Annotated in this window: 29 protein-coding genes; 9 read left to right on the forward strand and 20 right to left on the reverse strand. The window is 42.8% G+C overall.

All coding sequences use genetic code 11. The annotated features are described in order from the left end of the window. Window positions 1-33: 33 nt before the first annotated feature. Together AAHT65_RS18165 and ilvA are read right to left on the reverse strand one after the other, a co-directional pair. A complete protein-coding gene (locus tag AAHT65_RS18165) occupies window positions 34-285 on the reverse strand; it encodes a DUF2535 family protein (RefSeq protein ID WP_003325710.1) in 252 nt (83 codons plus the stop codon). Window positions 286-375: 90 nt separating this feature from the next. Further along, complete coding sequence (gene ilvA / locus AAHT65_RS18170) at window positions 376-1,644, reverse strand: threonine ammonia-lyase IlvA (RefSeq protein WP_010788984.1); 1,269 nt, start codon at window positions 1,642-1,644, stop codon at window positions 376-378. Window positions 1,645-1,824: 180 nt separating this feature from the next. On the opposite strand from ilvA, the gene AAHT65_RS18175 reads away from it, so the two are divergent. Together AAHT65_RS18175 and trhA are read left to right on the forward strand one after the other, a co-directional pair. Then, window positions 1,825-2,835: a sigma 54-interacting transcriptional regulator gene (locus AAHT65_RS18175; RefSeq protein WP_343310637.1), complete on the forward strand. Its 1,011-nt coding sequence runs from the start codon at window positions 1,825-1,827 to the stop codon at window positions 2,833-2,835. A 16-nt stretch (window positions 2,836-2,851) separates the two neighbouring features. Then, window positions 2,852-3,490: a PAQR family membrane homeostasis protein TrhA gene (trhA, locus tag AAHT65_RS18180; RefSeq protein ID WP_343310638.1), complete on the forward strand. Its 639-nt coding sequence runs from the start codon at window positions 2,852-2,854 to the stop codon at window positions 3,488-3,490. Between the two features lie 43 nt (window positions 3,491-3,533). On the opposite strand, the gene AAHT65_RS18185 is transcribed toward trhA, so the two are convergent. The 11 genes from AAHT65_RS18185 to AAHT65_RS18235 all read right to left on the reverse strand — a co-directional run bounded on the left by AAHT65_RS18185 (window position 3,534) and on the right by AAHT65_RS18235 (window position 12,590). After that, window positions 3,534-4,157 carry a lysophospholipid acyltransferase family protein gene (locus tag AAHT65_RS18185; protein ID WP_343310639.1) on the reverse strand — a complete coding sequence of 208 codons (624 nt, stop codon included), beginning with the start codon at window positions 4,155-4,157 and terminating at the stop codon, window positions 3,534-3,536. Further along, on the reverse strand, window positions 4,158-4,664 hold the full coding sequence (locus AAHT65_RS18190) for a dihydrofolate reductase (protein ID WP_094232241.1): 507 nt from the start codon (window positions 4,662-4,664) through the stop codon (window positions 4,158-4,160). Continuing rightward, window positions 4,661-5,455: a thymidylate synthase gene (locus tag AAHT65_RS18195; protein WP_088117426.1), complete on the reverse strand. Its 795-nt coding sequence runs from the start codon at window positions 5,453-5,455 to the stop codon at window positions 4,661-4,663. The genes AAHT65_RS18190 and AAHT65_RS18195 overlap by 4 nt, the downstream gene beginning before the upstream one ends. An 87-nt stretch (window positions 5,456-5,542) precedes the next feature. Then, window positions 5,543-6,079 carry a phosphatidylglycerophosphatase A family protein gene (locus AAHT65_RS18200; protein WP_010788989.1) on the reverse strand — a complete coding sequence of 179 codons (537 nt, stop codon included), beginning with the start codon at window positions 6,077-6,079 and terminating at the stop codon, window positions 5,543-5,545. 18 nt (window positions 6,080-6,097) lie between these two features. Beyond that, window positions 6,098-6,712: a YpjP family protein gene (locus tag AAHT65_RS18205; protein ID WP_003325702.1), complete on the reverse strand. Its 615-nt coding sequence runs from the start codon at window positions 6,710-6,712 to the stop codon at window positions 6,098-6,100. A 255-nt stretch (window positions 6,713-6,967) separates the two neighbouring features. Next, complete coding sequence (locus tag AAHT65_RS18210) at window positions 6,968-7,741, reverse strand: class I SAM-dependent methyltransferase (protein ID WP_088117427.1); 774 nt, start codon at window positions 7,739-7,741, stop codon at window positions 6,968-6,970. Window positions 7,742-7,782: 41 nt separating this feature from the next. Next, window positions 7,783-8,217 carry a BrxA/BrxB family bacilliredoxin gene (locus AAHT65_RS18215; RefSeq protein ID WP_088117428.1) on the reverse strand — a complete coding sequence of 145 codons (435 nt, stop codon included), beginning with the start codon at window positions 8,215-8,217 and terminating at the stop codon, window positions 7,783-7,785. An 85-nt stretch (window positions 8,218-8,302) separates the two neighbouring features. Next, window positions 8,303-9,979: a dihydroxy-acid dehydratase gene (gene ilvD / locus AAHT65_RS18220; protein ID WP_003325699.1), complete on the reverse strand. Its 1,677-nt coding sequence runs from the start codon at window positions 9,977-9,979 to the stop codon at window positions 8,303-8,305. Between the two features lie 303 nt (window positions 9,980-10,282). Next, on the reverse strand, window positions 10,283-11,413 hold the full coding sequence (locus tag AAHT65_RS18225; protein ID WP_010788994.1) for a conserved virulence factor C family protein: 1,131 nt from the start codon (window positions 11,411-11,413) through the stop codon (window positions 10,283-10,285). Window positions 11,414-11,472: 59 nt separating this feature from the next. Beyond that, window positions 11,473-12,096, reverse strand: coding sequence for an HD domain-containing protein (locus AAHT65_RS18230; protein WP_106271227.1), 624 nt, complete (start codon window positions 12,094-12,096; stop codon window positions 11,473-11,475). 11 nt (window positions 12,097-12,107) lie between these two features. Continuing rightward, window positions 12,108-12,590: a glutathione peroxidase gene (locus tag AAHT65_RS18235; protein WP_106271225.1), complete on the reverse strand. Its 483-nt coding sequence runs from the start codon at window positions 12,588-12,590 to the stop codon at window positions 12,108-12,110. A gap of 343 nt (window positions 12,591-12,933) precedes the next feature. On the opposite strand from AAHT65_RS18235, the gene metA reads away from it, so the two are divergent. From metA to cspD, 3 genes are all read left to right on the forward strand, one after another. Further along, complete coding sequence (metA, locus tag AAHT65_RS18240) at window positions 12,934-13,839, forward strand: homoserine O-acetyltransferase MetA (protein ID WP_003325694.1); 906 nt, start codon at window positions 12,934-12,936, stop codon at window positions 13,837-13,839. Window positions 13,840-14,069: 230 nt separating this feature from the next. Continuing rightward, window positions 14,070-15,218 carry a diglucosyl diacylglycerol synthase gene (locus tag AAHT65_RS18245; protein WP_010788997.1) on the forward strand — a complete coding sequence of 383 codons (1,149 nt, stop codon included), beginning with the start codon at window positions 14,070-14,072 and terminating at the stop codon, window positions 15,216-15,218. Window positions 15,219-15,504: 286 nt separating this feature from the next. Further along, entirely contained in the window at window positions 15,505-15,705 is a 201-nt protein-coding gene (gene cspD, locus AAHT65_RS18250; protein ID WP_003153604.1) for a cold-shock protein CspD, read from the forward strand. Between the two features lie 51 nt (window positions 15,706-15,756). Here the strand turns inward: cspD and degR are convergent, their stop codons facing one another. Then, the gene (degR, locus tag AAHT65_RS18255) at window positions 15,757-15,939 is read right to left on the reverse strand and encodes a transcriptional regulator DegR (RefSeq protein ID WP_003325692.1); all 183 of its coding nucleotides are present in this window, start codon (window positions 15,937-15,939) and stop codon (window positions 15,757-15,759) included. Between the two features lie 154 nt (window positions 15,940-16,093). Between degR and AAHT65_RS18260 the strand changes: the two genes are divergently transcribed. Further along, entirely contained in the window at window positions 16,094-16,351 is a 258-nt protein-coding gene (locus AAHT65_RS18260) for a DUF2564 family protein (RefSeq protein ID WP_343310641.1), read from the forward strand. Between the two features lie 28 nt (window positions 16,352-16,379). Here the strand turns inward: AAHT65_RS18260 and AAHT65_RS18265 are convergent, their stop codons facing one another. Together AAHT65_RS18265 and AAHT65_RS18270 are read right to left on the reverse strand one after the other, a co-directional pair. Next, window positions 16,380-16,562 (reverse strand): zinc-finger domain-containing protein, encoded by a 183-nt coding sequence (locus AAHT65_RS18265; RefSeq protein WP_003325690.1) that lies wholly within the window; start codon window positions 16,560-16,562, stop codon window positions 16,380-16,382. 2 nt (window positions 16,563-16,564) lie between these two features. Further along, entirely contained in the window at window positions 16,565-17,236 is a 672-nt protein-coding gene (locus tag AAHT65_RS18270; RefSeq protein ID WP_343310642.1) for a ribonuclease H family protein, read from the reverse strand. A gap of 89 nt (window positions 17,237-17,325) precedes the next feature. On the opposite strand from AAHT65_RS18270, the gene AAHT65_RS18275 reads away from it, so the two are divergent. From AAHT65_RS18275 to sspL, 3 genes are read left to right on the forward strand one after another with little or no spacing between them, the layout of a single operon-like run. Next, window positions 17,326-18,012 (forward strand): queuosine precursor transporter, encoded by a 687-nt coding sequence (locus tag AAHT65_RS18275; protein ID WP_003325688.1) that lies wholly within the window; start codon window positions 17,326-17,328, stop codon window positions 18,010-18,012. Between the two features lie 2 nt (window positions 18,013-18,014). After that, window positions 18,015-18,413 carry a reverse transcriptase-like protein gene (locus AAHT65_RS18280; RefSeq protein ID WP_003325687.1) on the forward strand — a complete coding sequence of 133 codons (399 nt, stop codon included), beginning with the start codon at window positions 18,015-18,017 and terminating at the stop codon, window positions 18,411-18,413. Between the two features lie 41 nt (window positions 18,414-18,454). Beyond that, entirely contained in the window at window positions 18,455-18,583 is a 129-nt protein-coding gene (gene sspL / locus AAHT65_RS18285) for a small, acid-soluble spore protein L (RefSeq protein WP_003325686.1), read from the forward strand. A gap of 6 nt (window positions 18,584-18,589) precedes the next feature. On the opposite strand, the gene AAHT65_RS18290 is transcribed toward sspL, so the two are convergent. From AAHT65_RS18290 to AAHT65_RS18305, 4 genes are all read right to left on the reverse strand, one after another. Then, the gene (locus tag AAHT65_RS18290) at window positions 18,590-19,480 is read right to left on the reverse strand and encodes a 5'-3' exonuclease (RefSeq protein ID WP_003325685.1); all 891 of its coding nucleotides are present in this window, start codon (window positions 19,478-19,480) and stop codon (window positions 18,590-18,592) included. 98 nt (window positions 19,481-19,578) lie between these two features. Next, complete coding sequence (locus AAHT65_RS18295) at window positions 19,579-19,725, reverse strand: hypothetical protein (protein WP_106271219.1); 147 nt, start codon at window positions 19,723-19,725, stop codon at window positions 19,579-19,581. Window positions 19,726-19,800: 75 nt separating this feature from the next. Then, window positions 19,801-20,058 carry a YpbS family protein gene (locus AAHT65_RS18300; protein WP_003325682.1) on the reverse strand — a complete coding sequence of 86 codons (258 nt, stop codon included), beginning with the start codon at window positions 20,056-20,058 and terminating at the stop codon, window positions 19,801-19,803. A 64-nt stretch (window positions 20,059-20,122) separates the two neighbouring features. Next, window positions 20,123-23,707 (reverse strand): dynamin family protein, encoded by a 3,585-nt coding sequence (locus AAHT65_RS18305; RefSeq protein WP_343310643.1) that lies wholly within the window; start codon window positions 23,705-23,707, stop codon window positions 20,123-20,125. Window positions 23,708-23,735 lie beyond the last annotated feature (28 nt).

Consider the following 23,735-nt stretch of genomic DNA (forward strand, 5'->3'; position numbering starts at 1 on the left):
ATAAGGGTGTGTGCTTAGGAATAGAATCCGTTTTTACGCATTATGTTTTAATGACTCTTGGTGAAAAATAGCCTGATAATCCTTCCATTTCATACGGCGTTTCATATACTGTCGGAAAGAATACACTTGTGCCCTGCTGTCTGATGAAAACACTTCCTTCAAATAGAGCTGAAGGTTTTGATTCATCATAAAAAAATGGTTCTCATCTTCCTTCAATACGGGTATTTCTGTCACTTTTACCTGAATCCCGTCCCGGCGTTTGAACTCTAGGCTTTTGAGTAACAAGCTATCAATCCTCTTTTTGATTGTTTTCTTTTATTATATAAAAACGGAGGAATAGTTGTCTGTCATTTTATGCGGTTTTTTTAGAAAAAATTAGATCAGCAAATGGAACAAGTCCTGGTCCTTGTTCACTTCCAAGTAATGGAATGGTTTTTTATCCATTCGCGCAATAAGCGGTTCATAGTCTTCTTTGTACTGAAGCTCGATGCCGACAAGAGCCGGTCCGTTGCTTTTATTGTTCTTTTTCGTATACTCAAAACGAGTAATGTCGTCATTAGGTCCCAGCACTTCATCTAGGAATTCACGAAGCGCGCCCGCTCTCTGCGGAAAATTGACGATAAAATAATGCTGAAGCCCTTCATAAATCATAGACCGCTCCTTCATTTCCTGCATTCTGCCAATATCGTTGTTTCCTCCGCTGATGAGACACACTACATTTTTTCCTTTTATTTCTTCTTTGTATAAATCCAAAGCGGCAACGGAAAGTGCCCCCGCCGGTTCTGCGACAATGGCGCATTGATTGTACAATTCCAGGATTGATGTACACACTTTTCCTTCAGGAACGAGCAGAATATCATCCACTACCGATTCAAGCGTTTTAAACGTTTGATCGCCAATTTTTTTCACAGCGGCCCCGTCAACGAATTTGTCAATTTTATCAAGCGTTACGACATGCCCTGCTTTATTTGATTCAAAATAAGATGCGGCGCCCTTCGGCTCGACTGCAATCACTTTTGTTTCAGGAGAAATGTTTTTCATGTATGTTCCGACGCCGGAAAGCAGGCCGCCTCCTCCGACACTCGCAAATAGAAAATGCGGCTCTACTTCAATATCATTTAAGATTTCGACAGCTGCTGTTCCTTGTCCGGCCATGACATCCGGATCATCGAAAGGATGAATAAATGCGCGGTTTTCTTTATCACAGCACTCGACGGCGCTGTGATAAGCGTCATCAAATGTATCTCCAGTCAGGATAATATCAATAAATCCCTTTCCGAACAGCTCAACCTGAGACACTTTTTGCCTCGGCGTGGTTGACGGCATAAAAATCTTACCGTGAATTCCCAGATGTTTGCACGAAAACGCAACACCTTGGGCGTGGTTTCCGGCGCTTGCGCACACGACTCCGTTTTCAGTCTGCTCTTTAGGGAGCTGCTTCATCTTATTATAAGCTCCACGTAGCTTGAATGACCTGACCACCTGAAGGTCTTCTCTTTTTACGTAAATATTGCACTCGTATCTCTCAGAAAGTCTGTCATTCCTTTGTAAAGGAGTATGAATGACAATATCCTTTACATTTTGGTGGGCCTTTAAAATATCTTTAACTTGGATGAGAGAGTTTTCTTTAAGCAACGGTTTCATGCACAGATTCCTTTCTTATTTTAAATCCTTATTTAATATGCCATTATAGCATGAATATTCGAATAATAAGAGAATTTTTTATATTTACTAAATAAAAAATGAAAGATTGAACAGGAAACTTGTTTTCTCATGAATTGGGGTGTTATACTTTAACCAATTAGAACCAAAAGGAGCCAATAAATGAATACTGCCGCTCACAACCTCTCTTTTCAAAATTTGATAGGAGAACATAAGGCTTTTCTCGAAGCTAAACGGATCGCCATGCAGTTCGCCTCGTCTGGCCTTCCTGTACTGATCACAGGAAAAGTCGGAACGGGAAAAGAACATTTCGCTGCGGCAATTCACCATAAATCGGCCAGAAAGAACGAACCATTTATCAGCATTAATTGCAGTACACAATCAGAAGAACAGCTTGAATACGAGCTGTTCGGTTCAGACGGCGCTATTCAAAAAGCAGCGCGCGGGACTTTATTTCTCGATGAGATATGGAGCCTGCCCCGCGGGATACAGGACCAGCTGCTGAGAGCTGTCGATTCACAGCCTGCAGCAGACGGACATGCACGCTTCATCTGTGCAACCAGTATTCCGCTGACAGACATTATTGAGAAAAAACAGTTCAGGCAAGATTTGTTCTACAGGCTGAATATACTGAGTTTATCACTGCCCGCGCTTTCTGAACGAAAAAGCGATATTCCTCTGCTTATCCAGTATTTTCTTAGTCATACTGGGCATCATTTGCATATCGACCCATCTGTTTATCCATTACTTGAGCAACATCCATTCGAAGGAAATGTCAGAGAATTAAAAAATACGGCGGATTATATGGCTGCCGTCTCGAGCGGAAGCACCATCCATCCGCATGATGTCCCGCCGGATGTACAAAACGGACTTTTAGCAAAATCCTCAAAGAAAAAATCAAAATTGCTGACGCTGATGGAAAAAGAAGAATTTATCTTTATTTTAGAATCGGTCAAAGCATTAAATGAAAAAGGCGAACCTGCTAGCAGAAGGATATTATCCGAACTGAGCAAAGACACAAACACAGCCTTGACGCCCCAGCAGGTAAGAAACCGTCTCGATTATCTGGAAAAAAAGGATTATGTATCAAAAAGCCGCGGCCGGGCGGGTACGAAGATTACAATGGAAGGCTTAGATTTTTTACATTCATTGCAAAAGCAAATGATTCAATAGAAGAGAGGAGTATTTGATGTATACAATAAAAGAAGAAATTGCAAATGCCGTCACACACGGTTTAGGTGTTCTCTTATCAATCCCAGCCATTGTGTATTTAGTGATCTTTTCGGCGAATTACGGCACGGTATGGGATATTGTCAGTTTTTCCGTCTTTGGAGTCTCTATGCTGCTGTTGTATTTGAGCTCCACCCTGCTCCACAGCATTCAGCACAAAAAAACAAAAGATATTTTGGAGATTATTGATCATTCCGCCATTTATGTACTGATTGCCGGAACTTACACGCCGTTTCTGCTCGGTCCGTTAAAAGGCACACTCGGATTCACGATGCTGATTATTGTGTGGTCTTTAGCACTCGGCGGGATTGTATTTAAAATTTTCTTTGTTAAACGATTTATTATTGTATCAACACTTGTTTATTTGTTGATGGGCTGGCTGATGATTATTGCCGTTAAACCGTTGTACGCTTCATTAACAGGTGTCGGTTTCGGCCTTCTCTTACTCGGCGGCATATTATATTCCCTTGGAACGATATTTTATATTTGGAGAAAGATACCTTTCCATCATGCGATTTGGCACAGCTTTGTATTAGGCGGCAGCGCGGCCATGTTTTTCTGCGTATTGTTCTACTGTGTAAAGGTTCCGTTTCTCTGATTGCCAAAAAAGCACAGTCTCTTTTTCAAGAGACTGTGCTTTTTTATGCACGAAGCTGTTTTTGTTCCGCGGGATAATAGACCCGGCTTAATGACATTTCAATTTCCGATGTTTTTAATCGCTTAAACAGCGTCCCTCGAAGCAAATGATCAGTGCCTTCTGTCTCCACCATAACAATCGGCAAGTTCAGCCGGGCGGCGATCTCCTCGGGATCAGCACTTCCCTTTCTCGACAGAAGCATGCTCTGTCCTTTTTGCAAATGCTCCGTGATGTATTCATGCATTACTTCCGGATTGCCTTCTTCCCTTATCACATTCATTCGCTCCAGCCATTTCCCCATAAACGGAATCCGAAAAGCCTTTGGGCTTGCGATAAAACACACGGGACCCGGCACATGTCCTGCGAGTAAAACTAGGTCAGCCGTTCGCAAGTGAGAATGGACATATAAAACAGGACCGTTCGGAATGGATTCAGTCTGATTGATTGTAATGACAGAACCCGACACATCAATACAGCCTCTCATAAACGCTTTTGGCTGTTCATAGACCAGTTTCATTTGCTTTTCGTACGAAAGGCGAGGGTCTATCATCGTTAGATTAAACAATTGTTTAATATTCTTTACAAGCATATACACAATGTAAATCACAAGACAGCAAAAGCGAATCAATTAAAGTCCTCCCGCTTCAGATGAATTCTTTTTTTCGTATACTAGGAACTCATAATTGTACGGGTTTTTTTCATCTTTGATTCCCTGTTCTTCAGAAATGAGCTTCCATTCGTCTTCATTAAACTCAGGGAAAAAACGGTCCCCGTCAAATGTATGGTGAATTTTTGTCATATACAGCCTGTCAGCATAAGGGAACAAAGCCTGATAGAGCTGTGCGCCCCCAATAACAAAGCACTCCTCTGCATCAGAGACGGTTGTCAGAACATCTTCAATTGTTCTGACAACTGTACAGCCCGGAAATTCAGCTTTATCTGCTGATGTCACCACGATGTTTTTCCGATTCGGGAGCGGGCGGCCAATGGACTCAAAAGTTTTCCGGCCCATCACAATGGCATGGCCTGTCGTCACCTTTTTAAAATAAGCGAGATCGTTCGGAAGCCGCCACGGCAAATCATTGTTTTTTCCAATCAGCCTGTTTTCGTCCATCGCGAATATAAAAGAAATCATACACTTACAGCTCCTTTAATATGCGGATGAGGGTCATAGTCCTCTACAATAAAATCATCAAATGTAAAGTCGAAAATAGAATTAACTTCTCTTGCAAAACGAAGCTTCGGCAATGGACGCACATCTCTTGTCAGCTGCATGTTCACCTGCTCTGTATGATTTTGATAGATATGGACATCACCAAAAGTATGAATAAATTCACCAGGCTCCAGCCCTGTTACATGAGCAATCATCATGGTTAAGAGTGCATAGGACGCAATATTAAACGGCACGCCTAGAAATACATCGGCCGAACGCTGGTACAGCTGGCAGGACAGTTTGCCGTCTGCCACGTAAAATTGAAACAGGCAATGACACGGCGGCAGAGCCATTTTGTCAATTTCTCCGACGTTCCAAGCGCTGACAATCAAACGCCTTGAGTTCGGGTTTGTTTTAATATCATGAACCAGACGTGTGATCTGGTCAACCGTTTCCCCGTCAGCCCCGCGCCATGAGCGCCATTGCGAGCCGTACACCGGTCCGAGCTCTCCATTCTCGTCCGCCCACTCATTCCAGATGCGCACCCCGTTATCCTGAAGATATTTTACGTTCGTTTCGCCCTTTAAAAACCAAAGCAATTCATGAGCGATGGATTTAAAGTGAAGTTTTTTTGTCGTAAGCATCGGGAAGCCTTCTTGGAGATTAAAGCGCATTTGATAGCCGAATGTGCTGATTGTTCCAGTTCCGGTACGGTCTCCCTTTATTTCACCATTTTCTAACACGTGACGACATAAGTCTTTATATTGTTTCATTTTTTTCATCCTTTAAAAAGTAGTCTTGTAGTAGTGTAACACAATAAAAAATCATTTCTGCACAATTTCTCAGAAATGATTTTTTTATTAATGAACGACGGGTTTTTCTCCCTGTTGTTCTTTTTCTTCATCTTGAAGATCTTGATGAGTATGAGCGATGCGGCTGGCCGCGGCGGCCGCCAGGGCTGCCACAATGTCATCAAGGAACGTATGAATGCCGTCCGGACTTTCATCAAGTTCCTTAATAATGCCGATCTTTTCTTTATCCAAATAGCCAAAATTCGTTAATCCGATCGAACCGTATACATTAACAATGGAAAGAGGGATGATTTCATCTATTCCGTATAACGGTTCATCCGTTTCAACGAGATGCTGAAGCGGTTCAGGCAAAAGCTTCTGCTCGGCAAGCTGATCAAGCGCCAGCCCTGTCAGCACCGCATGGATAATTTCCCGTTTGTTCAAAACTTTTTCTACATTTTCCACACATACGCTGAGCGGCAGATTCGGATTGTACTTCTCTTGCAGCCTCTGTACAATGCTCGCAATATCCTCAATCATCACGCCCCTTTTATTCAGCATATCTTTTGTAATGTCTACCATTTCGTTCATTGTATATTTTTTCATTTGGAATGGCATCTCCTTTTAAGCGCTCATCCAGTTGGGAGGCGTATTGCGATCCCAATAGATGCTCCCAAGCTCATGATGCGATTGAAATCCGTCTTCAGCTGTATGATAGTGAAAATTAAACCAATACCCTTCATGCGGCGGATGGTCCCGGCGCACATGGAATCTGAGAAGATCTTCTCCGGTTGTCCGATTGTAAACATGGAAGATTTTTTCCGTTTTTCCTGCTGAAGGCTTATCGGAAATCACAACGTCCTGATAAGCTTCATTGTCTTGCAATGTCGCTAAATAAGAAGTTATGACGCTTTCGATTTTCGGCAAGACCTCTTTCCGGTAGTCATCTTCAATCACCGGCGCAATCTTACTTCCAAATTTCAAGAATGATTGATCCTCCGCGCGGTCAAGAAGCTGGTCCTTGTATGACTGGAAAAGCAATTCAGGTTCCAGCCTGCCTTCCCGTCCGTGTTCTTCGTACAGATCATGCTCATCATAAAAAACGGTGTAATCATTCTGCTCAAGGCTGCTCGGCTGTCCGGAAGGCTTGTCTGTCATCAGAGCAGCCGGAGGAGACACGAGCCCGAACGTCACAATGGTAAATAAAACCACAAGGGTCTTTCTCATCCACAATTGCATGACTGCTTATTCCTCTCTATTTTATTGTAATGTTTCTCTTATTCTAGCATATAATGAAGGCTCAGTCATGTATGATACGTAAATATAATATAGGAGAATTGTTACTTTGCTTTCTTCAATAAAACGCTTACAATAGTGGGAAAAGAGAGGGGGAAAACATATGATTAACGCTTTGTTCGCCGCTGCTTCACTGATTACGCTGCTTTACTTTATCATCATGGAAGTAACTGATTAAAACAAGCTCATGACGATTCTTCATGAGCTTGTTTTGATGACGCCAAAGTGGAAAAGCGCCGTTTTTCTTTTAAACACATTGAAACCGTATTGTTCAAACCGAGGGCTTTTCCAATGATCCTTCAGCACGACGCTTTTTCTGGCGGCGCGGACTGCATGCTTTATACAGTCTTCTGCCGGAAACAGCTCTTCTGCTAAGTTCCGCAAAGGAGCAATGCCGTCTGATGCCTCAACAGGCTCGTGAAACATCGGATCGAAATAAATGACATCAACGGAATCGTCGGGAAGCTGCTTCAGGTAGTCGAAACAATCAGCATGCTTGACTTCAATTCTCTTCATTGCAGCTTGAAGCGGTTCCACGCCTGTTTCCCATGTATGGAGGCCTTTTTTTACAAGAACCGATATGAGTTTATGTTTCTCAAGTCCGATAACCGTGCCTGTTTCACCTACGGCCAAGCTTGCCATAATGGAATCAGAGGCTAGACCGAGTGTACAGTCTAAAAAGGAATCGCCAGCCGACAATTCCGCCGCTCTCAGCATGGGCTCTTGTTCGCCGCGCAAAAACCTTTTCGCTCTGAACATTGCTGTATTCGGATGAAAGAAGAATTTTCCGCCATTCTTTGTATAAAGTTCGAATCGTTCTTTACCGATAACCAGCAAATCATTTTCCGATGTTTCCAGTATTTTTTCAACTGGCTGTTTATTTCGGTCACAATAAACGGTGTGCAGCTCTTTGGAAAGCGCTTTGGCTAATTGTACGGTTTGATCAGAAGGTCTATAACTGGTTGTGATCATCATCTTTCTCCTAAAAAGAAAATGCCCGAAATACGGGCATTTTAGCAGTGTTTGTCAAAGGCATCCGTTAAGTTCTTCATAATCTCTTCCATCTCATGCCCCTCAATTTCATGACGCGGGATGAAATGAACGACTTCTTTCCCTTTCAATAGAGCCATGGAGGGCGAGGATGGTTCCTGGCCGGTAAAATACTCACGCATTTTTGCAGTTGCTTCTTTATCTTGGCCTGCAAATACGGTAACAGTCTGATCCGGCGCCTTATCATGCTGTAACACGGCCTGTGTTGCTGCCGGACGCGCAAGGCCCGCTGCACAGCCGCAAACAGAATTGACGACTACTAGTGCAGTGCCCTCCGCTTCTTCCATGAAACCTTCTACTTCTTCGGCCGTCGTTAATTCTTTAAAACCGGCTCCAGTCAGCTCGCGGCGCATTGGCACAACCAGCTGGCGCATATATTCTTCATAAGCCATTGACATAAAAAAAGCCCCCTCTATATTCCTTTATCTGATGTAAAGGATACTATAGAGAGGAGCGGATTTCAAATATGCAAATTTCTGCCGGCTAGATTTTCATGATACCTCCGGTGTTGGCGCTTGTCACAAGTTTCGAGTAACGGGCCAAATAACCTGTTTTTACTTTCGGTTCAAACCCCTTCCAATTCGTTTTCCGTTTTTCCCATTCTTCTTCAGGGACCTGCACATCTAAGATCCGCTTTTCAATGTCAACAATGACATGATCGCCATTTTCAACAAACGCAAGCGGTCCGCCTTCAGCAGCTTCCGGAGAAACGTGGCCGATTGAAAGTCCGCGCGAAGCCCCTGAAAAACGCCCGTCGGTAATTAAAGCCACTTTAGGCCCCAGCCCCATTCCGACGATTTGTGAAGTCGGCGCAAGCATTTCCGGCATTCCCGGCCCGCCTTTAGGTCCTTCATAACGAATGATGACAACATCGCCCGCTTTGACTTTACGATTGATGATTCCCTCAAGCGCAGCATCCTGTGAGTCGAATACAACAGCAGGGCCTTCATGTCTTGTGATTCCGTCCTGCACGCCGCCCGTTTTAATAATGGCGCCGTCTGGTGCCAGGTTTCCAAATAAAACGGCAAGTCCGCCTTTTTCAGTGAAAGGCTGATCAAGAGGATGAATGACATCGTAATCTTTTATTTCATGTCCGGCAATGGTTTCACCCAGTGTTTTTCCCGTAACAGTCAGCGCGTCCAAATGAAGCGCCCCTTCTTTTTTAGAAAGCTCGTTCAATGCAGCTGATACACCGCCCGCTTCATGCAAATCTTCAATATACACATCAGAAGCCGGTGCAAGTTTACTTAGGTGAGGCACTCTCTCAGCCACTTCATTAATGCGTTCCAAAGAATACTCAACTCCCGCTTCGTTTGCGAGGGCAAGCGTATGAAGCACTGTATTGGTTGAACCGCCAAGCGCCATGTCCAATGCAAACGCATTGTCAATGGCTTTTTCAGTCACAATGTCACGCGGTTTGATATCCTTGCGAATGGTTTCCATTAATTGTGTGGCTGATTTCTTGACAAACTCTTTACGCGCAGGTGATGTCGCCAAAATGGTTCCGTTCCCCGGCAAAGCCAAGCCAAGCGCCTCTGATAAGCAGTTCATTGAATTTGCTGTAAACATTCCGGAACAAGATCCGCACGTCGGACAGCCGAACTGTTCTAATTCCTGAAGTTCGCTTTCACCGATTTTCCCGGACTGATATGCCCCGACACCTTCAAATACAGAAGAGAGAGAAATTTTGCGGCCGTCGCTTGTTCTTCCCGCCGCCATCGGGCCTCCGCTGACAAAAATAGTCGGAATGTTGACCCGCATAGCGGCCATTAGCATTCCCGGTGTGATTTTGTCACAGTTCGGGATACAGACCATTCCGTCAAACCAGTGAGCCGAGACTACCGTCTCCACAGAGTCCGCAATGATTTCACGGCTCGGAAGCGAATATCTCATGCCGATATGCCCCATGGCAATACCGTCATCTACACCGATCGTATTAAATTCGAAAGGAACGCCCCCCGCCTCTCTAATTGCTTCTTTTACGATTTTTCCAAATTCCTGCAAGTGAACATGACCGGGAACGATATCAATATATGAATTACAAACCGCGATAAACGGTTTGCCGAAATCCTCTTCCTTTACTCCCGCCGCTCTAAGCAAACTGCGGTGTGGTGCTCTGTCGATTCCTTGTGTGATCATGTTACTGCGTAATTCTGCCATGGTGATCCCCCTAAATACTTTCAATTATTTGATTGGATTTTATTTTAACAATTTTCAGTTTATTTGTGGGCTGTTTTTGCAAATTTGTCGAAGAAACACATTAAGGCCGCACCCCGCCTGGTTCGTTAGACGTGTTTTTTTTATATTTATATAGCTTTTTTCTCGATGCAAACCCTCCAACTGTTTATATTGTTACTTACTATATATATTTTCGAAACATTTTTCAACAATATTCGCAATAATTTTTATAAAAAGTCAATTCAATAAAAAAAGGTGCCAATTCAGCACCTTTTTCATTTATATCTATTGATCTTTTTTTCTGCTCTCTGTCATTTGCTTCCATACAGAGCCCTTTGCCTCTTCGCCGTGTTCAATACGTTCAAGCGCCATTTTCACTTGCAGGCTCACCTCAAATTCCGGATCATCTTCAGCCGCTTTTAATGCTTCAACAGCACTTTCGTCACCGACTTCATATAGAAACATCGCAGCGCGCCAGCGGACAATCTTGCTTGAATCGCTTAATGATTTAATCATTGCCGGAATCGCCTGCGGATCGCCAATATCTGAGAGACAATCACCAGCTGTTCTTCTGACCGTAACCGTCTTATCCTCAAGCCCTTTATATAGAAGCGGAAGTACATCAGATGACTCAATCATGCCTAAGTAAACAACAGCCTGTCTTCTAATAGACGTTTTCGGATCATCAAGCGCCTTCGCTAAAACCGGTATGTCCTCTTCTTTCGGGTCCATCTGTTCAAGATGGGCGTAGCGCTGCTTCCAGTCTTCATCATCAAGCATCTCAAGTGTAACTCGGTATGACTTACGCTGAACGGCCTGCTTTTCTTCGCCCTTTCCTTCGGCCGCTGCTTCTGTTAATCGCTGCAGCCGCTCATCACTGTATGCCGCCTGCAGCTCTTCTGTCACATCATGCCCGATTTCTGTAAAGTCGCCAAATCTGACGCCTTGTTCTTTCCAGGTCCGCTCAAATACGACATTTGAAGCTTCAGACCGGAGTTTTAATATCGCCTGCTGAAACCGCTCGGGCAAGCCGAAGCGTTCTTCCCGTTCTCCATCCGATAATTTCACTTGCATCGGGATTCCGCTGAACATTTGGACGAATACCTTTACTTCTCCGAAGGATTCTTGGTCAGAGCGGCTCTCTGTGCTTTCTGTATTCTCCATACCGAATGCAGAACGAACTTGCGGCAGAATGTCCTTCCAGTCATATCTCGCATTCCGTTCCACGGCAAGAAAGTCAGCAACGTGGTACACGCCTTTTACACCTTCAATTTTTAAAATTTCCGCCACAACAGGCGGTGCGCCCTCTGTTTGATCCGGTTTATAATTATTGCTTTTACCGGCTGGAAGCTCTTCTGTTAAAATCACTTTCATTGTATTCGGACTTGGCGTCGGTTCAATTGATTTTATCTTCATGTTTGTCCTCCTATGAAATATCTGTGACCTATTCTATCACAGTCATTCCAAGCCTTCTATTACGATGTTTCACAGTCGAGCCCTGAAGTCTCTCTTTGAAATTGTCTGATAAATCGAAGCAAAAATTCGTGCCGTTCATCTGCGAGTTTTATGCCTGTTTCTGTATTCATCATGTCTTTGAGCAGCAGTAATTTATCGGAGAAGTGTGCATAAGCGCTGTTTTCAGTCCCATATAGACTGTTCCCTTTTGTACCAGCAAACATAAAAGTTCTGGCAATTCCGACAGCGCCGATCGCATCCAGTCTGTCAGCATCCTGGACTGCTTTCCCTTCTATTAAAAGAGGCTTTTCGGCAAGCCTTTCTCTGTCCCGAAAAGACATTGTTGTAATGATGTCGGCGATTTGCCTGATCTGTTCGTGTGAGACCCCGAAGGACGCCAACTGTTCCTTTACCTCTTGAATCTCCAATCTGTGTTCCAGAGCGATTTTCGCATCAATTAAATCATGGACCAAAGCTGCTGCTTCTATAATAAAAAGATCGGCGTTTTCTGTCTTCCCTATATACAGAGCAAGCTCGGCAACCCTTGTTACGTGCTGCCAATCATGGCCTGTTCTCTCATTCGTTAACGCTTCTTTCACCCATTGTCTGATGTGCTCAAGCTGTATACTCTTTTGTTCTTTCACCAGAACACCCCTTACTCAGCTAACAGCTTTAAAATTGTATCTTCAATCTCTTTCGGATTGGTATTGGGAGAATAACGGCCGACGATATTTCCTTTTTTATCCACGACAAACTTCGTAAAATTCCATTTTATCGCCTTCGTCCCCAGCATTCCCTTTGCTTGTTCGGTCAAATAAGTAAAAAGCGGGTGGGCTTTCGCTCCATTCACATCTATTTTCGCAAACATCGGGAAGGTAACACCGTAATTTTTTTTACAAAATTCTTGTATACTCGTTTCATCCCCAGGTTCCTGATTCATAAATTGATTACAAGGAAATCCTAAAATCTCCAGACCCTCCTGCTGATATGTATCGTACAGCTCCTGAAGCTGTTTCAACTGAGGAGTAAAACCGCATTTACTGGCCGTATTGACAATGATCATGACCTTGCCGACAAATGGCTGAAGCGTCGTTTCTTCTCCGGTAATCGTGCGGACTTCAATATCATAAATTGACATTCACTTGCCCTCCTTCATTCCTGCTGTGTTTATTTTACCCTTTTCGCTATGCAAAACAAACGGTAAACATTCGTATATAACTGCTGCTTCAAACATTGCATTCCTTTGTCTTAAACAATACGATATGATAAATGCTAATGTAAGAGGAACCAACGTCCTCTTCTTCCGTCTTCTATAAAGAAAGCCCGGCATGCGTTGTGCAAAAAGCGGGAGTGTTCTATCACAGCCTTAAAAATGTTGTAATTCGTGCCTTTTTTTATGCCAAACCCTTTGGATGGATTGAAAAATCGCTTGAAAGTTCCTATAATGAAGAAAATTAACGGGGAATGACGGAGGTGGCATGTTGCCTATTAATATACCTATTCATCTGCCGGCAAAGCAGGTGCTAGAAAGTGAACATATATTTGTAATGGATGAAAGCAGGGCTTTTCACCAGGATATCAGGCCGCAGAGAATCGTGATTTTAAACCTGATGCCTAAAAAAATCCAAACAGAAACCCAGCTTCTGAGACTGCTTGGCAATTCGCCTTTACAAGTGCACTTTACTTTTTTGATACCCAGCACACATACACCAAAAAATACGGCAAGGCAGCATTTAGACGAATTTTATACAACTTTCTCCAGCATCCGTGATAAAAAGTTTGACGGTATGATTGTTACCGGAGCGCCGATCGAGCATTTGGCGTTTGAGGATGTCTCATACTGGGAAGAACTCAAAGAGATTTTGGAGTGGAGCAAATCGAATGTGACGTCTACCCTCCATATTTGCTGGGGAGCACAAGCGGGATTGTATTATCATTACGGCATTGAAAAAGTTAATCTTCCAAAAAAAACCTTTGGCGTCTTTGAACACACCGTGCTTGAAAAAAACGAGAGATTGGTAAGAGGTTTTGACGAGCTATACTATGTGCCGCATTCCCGGCATACAGATATAAATATGGAACAGCTTGAAGCCTCAGATGAATTACGCATACTGAGCACGTCTAAGGAAGCGGGAGTTTGTCTGATTGCTTCCAAAGATGAAAAACAAGTCTTTTTAACAGGGCATCCGGAATATGATACAAATACGCTTCTTCAAGAATATGAAAGAGATGTTTCAAGAAATCTTTCGTCTGTAGAAGCCCCGAAACATTATTTCAGAGAAGACAGCAAAGAACCTGTTAACCGCTGGAAAGCTCATGCAACGCTATTGTTTATGAATTGGCTCAATTATTATGTATATCAAGAAACTCCTTATGAATGGGAATAATTTTTTGCCTTTTAGTGATACTGTGAGCAAAAAATATGATAAAATACATCTGATTCGGTATTTGAATAACAAAAAATTTAAATATTGGAATCTAAATCTTTTAAATTTAGTTTAAATTTTTCGAGGCATTTATAAATCAATAATGTATTTGTGTTATGTTTATGTATAGACAATAACTCCTTACGATGCATGAAGCTTGCTTGTTGTTGATTACATTGAGGTGAATTTACTTGAATACCAATAAAAAAATATTAATTTTGACTGCAAATTATGGAAATGGTCATGTGCAGGTCGCCAAAACGCTCTATGAGCAATGTATACGGCTCGGCTTTCAACATGTAACAGTTTCTAATTTGTACCAAGAGTCAAATCCGATTGTTTCCGAGGTCACCCAATACCTCTATCTAAAAAGCTTCTCAATCGGAAAACAGTTTTATCGTTTGTTTTATTACGGAGTTGACAAAATCTATAATAAACGCAAATTCAATATTTATTTTAAAATGGGTAATAAACGTTTGGGCGAGCTTGTAGATGAACATGAGCCTGATATCATTATCAATACATTTCCAATGATCGTTGTACCGGAATACAGACGGAGAACAGGCAGAGTGATACCGACATTTAACGTCATGACTGATTTCTGTCTTCATAAAATTTGGGTTCATGAAAATGTGGATAAATATTATGTGGCAACTGATTACGTCAAGGAAAAGCTTATCGAAATCGGAACACATCCAAATAATGTAAAAATTACAGGCATCCCGATCAGACCGCAATTTGAAGAATCTATGCCTACGGAGCCCATTTATACTAAATACAATATTTCTCCTGATAAAAAAGTGCTTCTTATTATGGCGGGCGCACACGGCGTATTAAAAAACGTAAAAGAGCTATGTGAAAACCTCGTCATGGATGAGAACGTGCAAGTCATTGTAGTATGCGGGAAAAACACGGCATTAAAAGAATCTTTAAGCGCTCTTGCAGCGGCGAACGGTGATAAACTGAAGGTTCTCGGCTATGTCGAGCGGATCGACGAGCTGTTTCGGATTACAGATTGCATGATCACAAAACCGGGCGGCATCACGTTAACTGAAGCGACAGCTATCGGAGTGCCTGTCATTCTGTACAAACCGGTGCCTGGGCAGGAAAAAGAAAATGCAATTTTCTTTGAAGAGCGCGGAGCGGCAATCGTGGTTAACCGCCATGAGGAGATTCTTGAATCTGTGTCCTCCCTCCTTTCAGATGAAGCGGCTCTGAACCGGATGAAACAAAATATTAAAAGCCTTCATTTATCTCATTCATCTGAAGTCATTTTGCAGGATATCATTGAAGAATCTGAAATGATGAACAGCCAAACTAAAACAAGGGCCCTCTCTTAAGCCCGTAAGTATTGATAAACAGGTGCACACGGATTTTTTGTGTGCCCTTTTTTATGATCTGTTCCGGCGTGATATGACTACTTTTTATAAAGCGGTTACAAGTCAGGTTTATAACCGATTGCTTCTTGAAAATTAATGTGCTGAAATAAACAGTGACAGCTTGACGCACGCTGCCAAATGGTGTATAGTTGAACCATCATTTAACAACAGTCCTTGACTGAGGTTGAGTGATGACAAAATTTTTTTTAGCACGAAGGTGCTACAGTACTAGGAGGAATTAAGCAATATGCAAAACGGTAAAGTAAAATGGTTCAACAACGAAAAAGGTTTCGGCTTCATTGAAGTTGAAGGCGGAGACGATGTATTTGTTCACTTCACTGCTATCGAAGGAGAAGGATACAAATCATTAGAAGAAGGACAAGAAGTTTCTTTTGAAATTGTCGAAGGTAATCGTGGACCTCAAGCTTCTAATGTTGTAAAACTCTAAACTCAATACTTGATGACATGATGACAAATAGAGGAGAGGCGAAAGCCTCTCCTATTTGATTTTCATTTGAATTTCTATTGCTAAAATGTTTTGTTTACACCTTTGTTCAATCTCTTCAATGTGCTTTTCCAATGACGGCCTTCCTTTTTTCGCAACGTCTGCTAGTTCTTCCAAATCATTGTATATTTCTATAAATGTTTTATGAAGGATGGTTTTTAAGTCTTTATCGTCCACTGCTGTTTTCCCCTTCTTTACAAGATACCCTAAATAGTAAATACGACCTATTTATTTAGGTTCAATAGTTATATCGGCTTATTTTATGTTTTATTTTCTATTTTTCCACATAAATTTTCAAAAACTCTGCAAAATATTCGCGGAGGTGTTTTTAGTGGAATCAAACTTTCATGAAGAGGGATTTACTGATAAACGGCAGTTAGAATTAGCGGTGGAAACAGCCCAGAAAACGACAGGTATGGCGACACGAGACCAAAGCACAACCTTACTTGAGTCCGCTTATCAATCAATTGCGGATGCCAGAGAGCTGTCTCAATCTGAAGAATTAGCCGCTCTTGACATTGACTTTTTACACAAACAGCATCAGCTGTTAGACCAATGCCAGCATCAGTTGGATGAATTCAAAAAATAAAAACCGCATATTCTGCGGTTTTTATTTTTTATCGGTTTGTTAACACCTCTCCATATGCTTTAAGCCTCTCCCCTACCGTACATTTATTAATGCAGAAGGAATGAGCATATGTTTTTCCGTATTCCTTCCGAAAATGCTGCTTGATAAAACAATCCTTGCAATATTCATCTTGTAATTCAGTCAGTTCCTTAAAAATGCTTTTCTTATCCAATTTCAGTCATCTCCGTTATGATCTAATTTCATATGGCTTTCAACGAATTGATGTGACAGGATTTTTTTGGCGAGATCATCAGCTTCTTGATTTTCTTTTCGATTAATGGTTTCGTATGTCGGGCTGAGCTTCAAGGATTCAAGCAGCGCTTCTATTTTATCCAGCCATTGATTATGGGACGGATCATAGCAGGGCCAGCTGCCATCAAGCTGATTCAAGACGACGAGGGAATCTCCTTTGATCGTAATTGAATTTTTGCTTGCCCCGAGTTCTCTCACTTCCCTGAGAGCTTCATACAGCGCGGCATATTCCGCTTCGTTGTTTGTTTTCAGCCGGAAGCTTTTATTTTTTCGGAGCCGGCGGCGATGACCCGCCAATGTATAATAGACGACGATTCCAAGCCCGGCAAGCTCGCTGTCTTTATCAAAACTGCCGTCAAAATACACAGTAATCTCATCAGGCTCTTGAGAAAGCTCTTCCGTCAGCTTTTCCAGTTCCTTCAGCGTCCAGTTGCTCCCCTTCTCATCCTCAAACCCAAATTCTTTTATAAAAGGAGAACGGCCGAGCTCCCGCCCAAGCATTCGCGCTTCTTGGACGCTGATCCAATTCTCTGCCAGAAACGAGACACCTCCCGTTCCCTTAGCTTCTATTTTCATATACGGTCTAAGATTCATTTAAGATCACCTTACCATTCATTAGTTGCCGGGCATGTGCTATAATCAAACCGTTCTTAATCTACCCCAGAAAGGAAGCTTGCACCGTTTTGTTTAATAACTCATTATGGATCTTTTTTGCGATCATTCATTTTATCATTGTTCTTTTATTTTATAAAGGATTTGGCAAAATGGGCCTGTTTGTGTGGATTGGCTTCGCCACTGTGTGCGCTAACCTGCAAGTGGTCAAAACCGTTGAGCTGTTTGGCCTTACGGCGACGCTCGGGAATATTATGTACGGCACGATCTTTTTCGCGACAGATGTGCTGAATGAAAAATACGGCCCGGCTGAAGCCAGAAAAGCGGTATGGCTTGGTTTTTCTACACTGCTGACATTAACATGCCTCATGCAGGGTGTTCTGCTCTATGAACCAGCCTCATCCGATATCTCACAAACAGCGCTGGAGACGATTTTTGGTTTCCTGCCAAGAGTCGCCCTCGGAAGTCTGCTTGCCTTTATTTTCAGCCAAATGCTAGATGTTTATGTATATTCGGCAATCAGAAGGATATTTCCTTCAGACCGTCTTCTTTGGCTGAGAAACAGTGGCAGTACCGCGATCAGCCAGCTGTTAGATACATTTATATTTACCGGAGTGGCTTTTTTGGGCGTCTATCCGGCAGGTGTTTGGTTCAGTATTTTTATTTCAACGTATTTGATTAAGTTTGCGGTCTCGCTGATTTCTCTTCCCTATGCCTATGCAGCAAAAAAAATGACACCAAATGGCGAAAGGGGTTAATCATGCCAGCAGAAATATATATTGACGGAGCCAGTGCCGGTAATCCCGGGCTGTCCGGCATCGGAATTTTTATAAAATATGAAGGCACAACTGAATCCTTTTCCATCCCAATTGGCACATATACGAATCAAGAAGCAGAATTTCTTGCATTGATTGAGGGAATGAAACTATGTGCTGAGCGCGGGTATCAGTCTGTTTCCTTCCGAACTGATTCGGATATTGTGGAGCGGGCGGCCGATCTCGAGCTTGTGAAAAATAAATCATTTCAGCCTTTTGTTGATGAAATCATCCAATTAAAATCGGCATTTCCCTTGTTTTTTATCAAATGGATTCCAGGCAGGCAAAATCAAAAAGCTGATCACCTGGCAAAAGAGGCGATCCGGCTGAATCAAAAGAATTAAATCCTTACAAATTGTTCATCCTAAAGACGAGGTGAACAATAATGAATAAAAAAGACAAGGGCCGGCTTACCGGCGGCGTTTCCCCGCAAGGCGATTTAGAAGGAAATACTCATAACGACCCTAAATCCGAGCTTGAGGAAAAAGCAAAAAAAAGCAATACAAAACGCTAGAGAAGATCATGAACTGATCTCTCTAGCGTTCAGCTTTTCAAGCATACGCTCAATGCCTTTAATTTGATGCCGGCGAAGCATCATGCCGGCTTGTTCCAATTGAAGAGTAAAAACCGCATCTGTCAGAGCGCAAGTTAACGGAACGGCGCAATTAATTTCGGCAAGCTGTCTTGAAATGCCGAGCTCCTTTAATCCTGCCTGTATTTTCCCCTGCTGGCCTTTTGGCAAAAGAGCGATATTTTCCAATAAACGCTCAATCGTTTCGTATTCGCCTATAAGCTTGTAGGCTGTTTTTTCACCGATCCCTTTCACACCAGGGTAATTATCGCTTGAATCACCCATCAGCGCTTTTACATCAATTAAAGCTTTAGGAAGGACCCCGGTTTCTTCATAAAATAAATCTTTTGTATATATTTTATAATTACCGATGCCTTTTTGCAGCAAAGCCACGTTAATTCCGTCAGATAAAAGCTGGAGTAAGTCTTTATCTCCTGTCACAATCGTGATTTCCGCTTCTTCAGTAAATAAGGCTGCCAGTGTCCCGATGCAATCATCTGCTTCATATCCTTTAAGGCCTATATTCAAAATGCCGAGTTCTGCGGCGGCTTCCTTTGCCAGATCAAATTGAGGCACAAGCTCAATGGGCGGCTGGCTGCGGTTGGCTTTATAGTCTTGAAACAAGTCGTTTCGATACGTTTTGCTCCCCATATCCCAGCAGCATACCACATGGGTCGGCTGAAATCTTTCCATCGCCGTAATTAGGTGTTTTAAAAACCCATTGACGCCGTTTGTCGGCACCCCGCTGTCATTTATCATAAAATTGCGATGCACGGCTGTTGCGAAAAACGAACGGAACAAAAGAGCCATGCCATCGACAAGCAATAATTTTTTCTTCATTCAAATTAACTCCTTTTACACTCAGTCTTCCTATTTTACCATAAGTATTGAAAAAAAAGAAAACAGCATCTCTTTAAAAGAGATGCTGTTGCATATGTTTAGTTGTTATGCTTTTTGTTGCTGGCAATCAGCTTTTCAGCTTCACGCCCGGCATAGGAATCAAAATGTGTCTGAAAGCCATTTTTCTTTTTCACATTATTATTTTGCTGAGCGTTTCTGTTTCCCAGTTTTGTTCTGCCCATCATAAATTCCCCCTTATACCGGTATACGTGTAGTATGCGCTTATAGAACGCCATACACCCGAGGGAGGATCATCCATCTTATTTTCTGTTCGCATATTCTTCAACCATTTCTTTAGTGACAAGCCGCCTAGTGGGCACGATGCCTTGTTTGGCAAGCTGATTCATTTCAGCGGTGATTTCATTAATCGTATCCGTAGTAAAAGGCTCGCCGTTTTGACATTTGGCGACTGTTTCTTCGATCGCCTGTTCCCGCTTTTGTTCAAGCTGTAAAAAATGTTTAATATGCTGATGCTGTTTGTTTGAGTGTGCTGTGATTGCTTCGTGGACGTTTGACATCAATAGTTCATCTCGCTTTTTTTATTTAGTCTATCATGACTTCACATACGAACCAACTTATATTTTATATTTTCATCTCTTCGTCTGACTTCTGCCAGGTAATACATGCTTGATACGCACTTTCCACTTCACTGGCGGCCTCGCCTTCTTTAAGCCCTTGAAGGTACGTCTCTTTCTGGTCCTGAATTTGAGAAAGAGCTTTTTCCGCGCTTTCATTTTGCAGACTTTCGACATGCCCGGCATATCGCGCTATAAGGCTTTCCTCTTCTTTTTTAATCCAATTTTCCGTTACTTTCAAAAGCTTCAGCCGCAAAGCTTCCACAAAGGCCGCTTTTCCATTTTGCTCAAAAAATTGTTTCGGCGATTTGACTTCTTTTTGCTCTTGAGCAAATTCACTTTCGTTAAGCTCCGGTTCCACTTCTTTCAGCTGTAAATTTCTTGAGTGATTTCCGTTCATGTATATGGAAAAATAACCGTCTTCACTCAGTTTTCTCTGGCAGGTTTCCATCCATTCTTCCGTCATATGCTGTTCGATGAAACCGGTCATCCGAATATCCAGCGTTTTAATTTCCTGAATAAATTCAAATTGATATTCCTTTAATGCATCTTGCAGCGCTTTTTTCAAGTTCGCCTTCCAATCACCTTGCTGAAGCCCCGGATAAAACGCCGTTTTAAACAAATCGTTTGCGTAAAATGATAAGCGCTGCTTAATATGATAAAGCTGTTCTTGTGTATCTTTTTTCATTTTGTCAATAATTACACCTGAATGCCGGCGTTGTTTTATATCAGCGGCAGCCGATTCAAACGAGTCATTCAGACGCTCTTTTTCGGCTTCCTTTTCCTCATTCGACCGGTGAAGGGATTCATGGAGCTGATAAACTGTTTCACATAGTTTATCGGCTTCTGCCGCTAGCTGGCCGGCAGATTCCTTCATCAGATCTACCTCAATAAAGCGGTCAAGACCGGCCCTTACATCCGGAAAACGGTTATAAAAAGTTTCCCGTTTGCCCTGCAATTCGTCTTTGCTGGACACAGAATAGAGCTGTGGCTGCTGAATTCCCTCTTTTGCAAGTTCTGAACCGACGTAGTCTGTCACAGTTTCAAGCTCGCGTTCATTTTCCGCTAAATCTGCCGCATTGATCACGAAGAACATCTTATCCATGCTGAGTGATTCTTTCACCAGCCCAAGTTTGCGTAAAAACGATTTGTCTCCTTTTGAGAAAGAATGCTGATAATACGTCATATAAAAGAAAGCATCTGCATCTTTTATATATTGAAACGCAAGCTCGGTATGCCGTTTATTTAAGCTGCTTGCCCCCGGTGTGTCTACAATCGTGATGCCCTTCTCAGTAAGCGGAGAGGTGTAGTAGACCGTCACAGCTTTTACGATGCAGGCTGTTGTTTCTTCCGCCACATAAGGCTTCAATTCATCCAGCGGAATGGTCAGTACAATTTGCTCCCGAATATGCTGTTCATAGTTTTGGTAAGCATTCAGAAAGTTTCCGGCTGTCCGGATTTGATCCTCCTGCAAACGCCCTTTTTTCATCATCGTTTGTAATTTCTCAGAAAGAGATTGCCCTTTCTGCTCTGAAATATTGATTCCGGTCAGTTGAACAAGTTCGGCAATGATATCATCCTCTGTTTTAAACACCACATCCGCCGTCTTATGTTTTTTGCCGTTTATCGGTTTTGTGACTTTATTAATCGTTGCGGTTGTCGGCGTCGGCGATGATGGAAGCACTCGTTCACCTACAAGCGCATTGGCAAACGAAGATTTTCCCGAGCTGAAGCCGCCAAAAAGAGCAAGAGTAAATTGTCTCTCTTCAAGCCTTTTGATTCTGCCCCGGAAGGCTTCTGTTTGTTTGGACAGCATACTGAATCCGCCCAGCAAATCTGACAGCTGATAAAAGCGCTGTATTTGATCCTGCATCTGGAAATCCCTGTCTCCGCTTTTTACAGGCTGAGCCCGGCGTGCGGCGTCCGGTCTTTCCTTCTGTTTCCTTAGAGGCGCAGAGACTGTCTTTTTCATTCCTTTAAACCACTCCGGCTTTTGCGGAATGTCATTCGTCAGTTCTTCGTTCCATAAAGCCCAAATATGATCAGCTTGCGCGCGGTTTTTTTGTTTGGTATCAGCTTTTTTTTGAAGAAGTTCAAGTTTTTCTGTTTCTCTCTGCAGCTGCGCTTGGATTTCTTTTTGTTGTCCGGCACTGCCGTCTCTGATAAAGGCGGCGAGCTTCTCGGCAATTTCCGCCGCTTTTGCTTTGGCTTCTCTGCGAATCAAATCCGCCAGGTCTTTCGTATATGTAAGAACATATTCCGGAGAAAGCTTGGCCCCTGGTTTGACGGCCCGCTCTATCATGTCAATATGCAACGGAGTGCGGTAAGCTTGAATACGTTTTAAACAATCATTTGATTCTATTCGAAAGGCTTTTGCCTGCTTGTTGAGGGTATCAATAATGTGCCAATCCGCCTCAGCCTCTGTTCTCTTTTTCATGTCGGCGAAAAAGTCAGCCCTTCTCCTCTCCTTCTCTTGCGCTGTTTTTGCTTTAGAAAATAGAAATCCGGTTTTAAACCCGGGTTCTTTCGATTCTAAACACGCTGCTGCAAGTTCCCTCATTTCAAATGGTGTTAAGTTCGCGTTGTTGAGAATCCGGTTAACCTCTTCCTTTATCACATGTTCAGCCTGAATCGGTTTTTGGGCGGTTTCCTCCAGTTCGGACTTTAGTGAATTCACCAGCTCTGTTTGTGTCTTCAGCTGTTCCGTGAAGTCCGGGCCGTCCTTTTCATCCTGCTGTGTGAGCATTTCTGTATGATCCCGCAGAAGATTTGTAATTTTTTGCTCTGTTAATAAGAGCATCTGTTCTTTCGACTGCTGTTCAAGCTCCTTTAATGTCCTCCGCAAACTGCCGATTTCGTTTAATGGATGCTCAGGTTCTGTGACTGAGGTGAAAAAAAGCGCGTCTTTGGAGATGCCTTCATTGGCGAGCATGTCTTCCACCTGTGCTTGATAGTCCTTAAAAGGTGTTTCCGCTTCATCATGGCGGTCAATTTGGTTCACGATAAAATAAATATTCGGGATGGAATCTTTTATCGATCTGAGGAATAAAACATTTTCCACTGAATGGACATGGTTATAGTGAACGACGTAAAAAAGCGCATCAGCTTGGTGAAGGGTTGAGGCGGCTGATAAAAAATGCGCTTCATCGGTTGAATCTATTCCCGGCGTGTCTATGTAGGCAACGTGCGGATCTACCCCTTTGTAATCATCAAAGATCTCAACCGTTTCTATTTGTTCGCCGTCTTTGCAGAATTGCTGCACCGCTTCTTTGTCGTAGGCACCTTCCAGCTCAGCGCAGGCTCCTTCTGTAGTATGTAAAACCACCCGCTGGCCGCCTTTTCTGATCACTACGACATTCGCGCTTGTCGGAATCGGGCTTGTCGGCAATATGTTCTCTAATAAAAGGCTGTTTATAAGAGAAGACTTCCCCGCCGAGTAATGCCCGGTAAACGCGATATAAACATCTTCATCGACTGCTTTTTTCATAATCGCTGCCAGTTTATCCGCTCTTTGTTTATCATGATTCTCAATCAATTGTTCGTAGAGCGCCCCTGTTTTGTCTAGAAGGACTTGTGCATTTCGTTCTGTCATGTGTCTGTGCCCCTTTGTGTCTGATCAA

Source organism: Bacillus atrophaeus, assembly GCF_039519175.1.
In the GTDB taxonomy this organism is placed as follows: domain Bacteria; phylum Bacillota; class Bacilli; order Bacillales; family Bacillaceae; genus Bacillus; species Bacillus atrophaeus.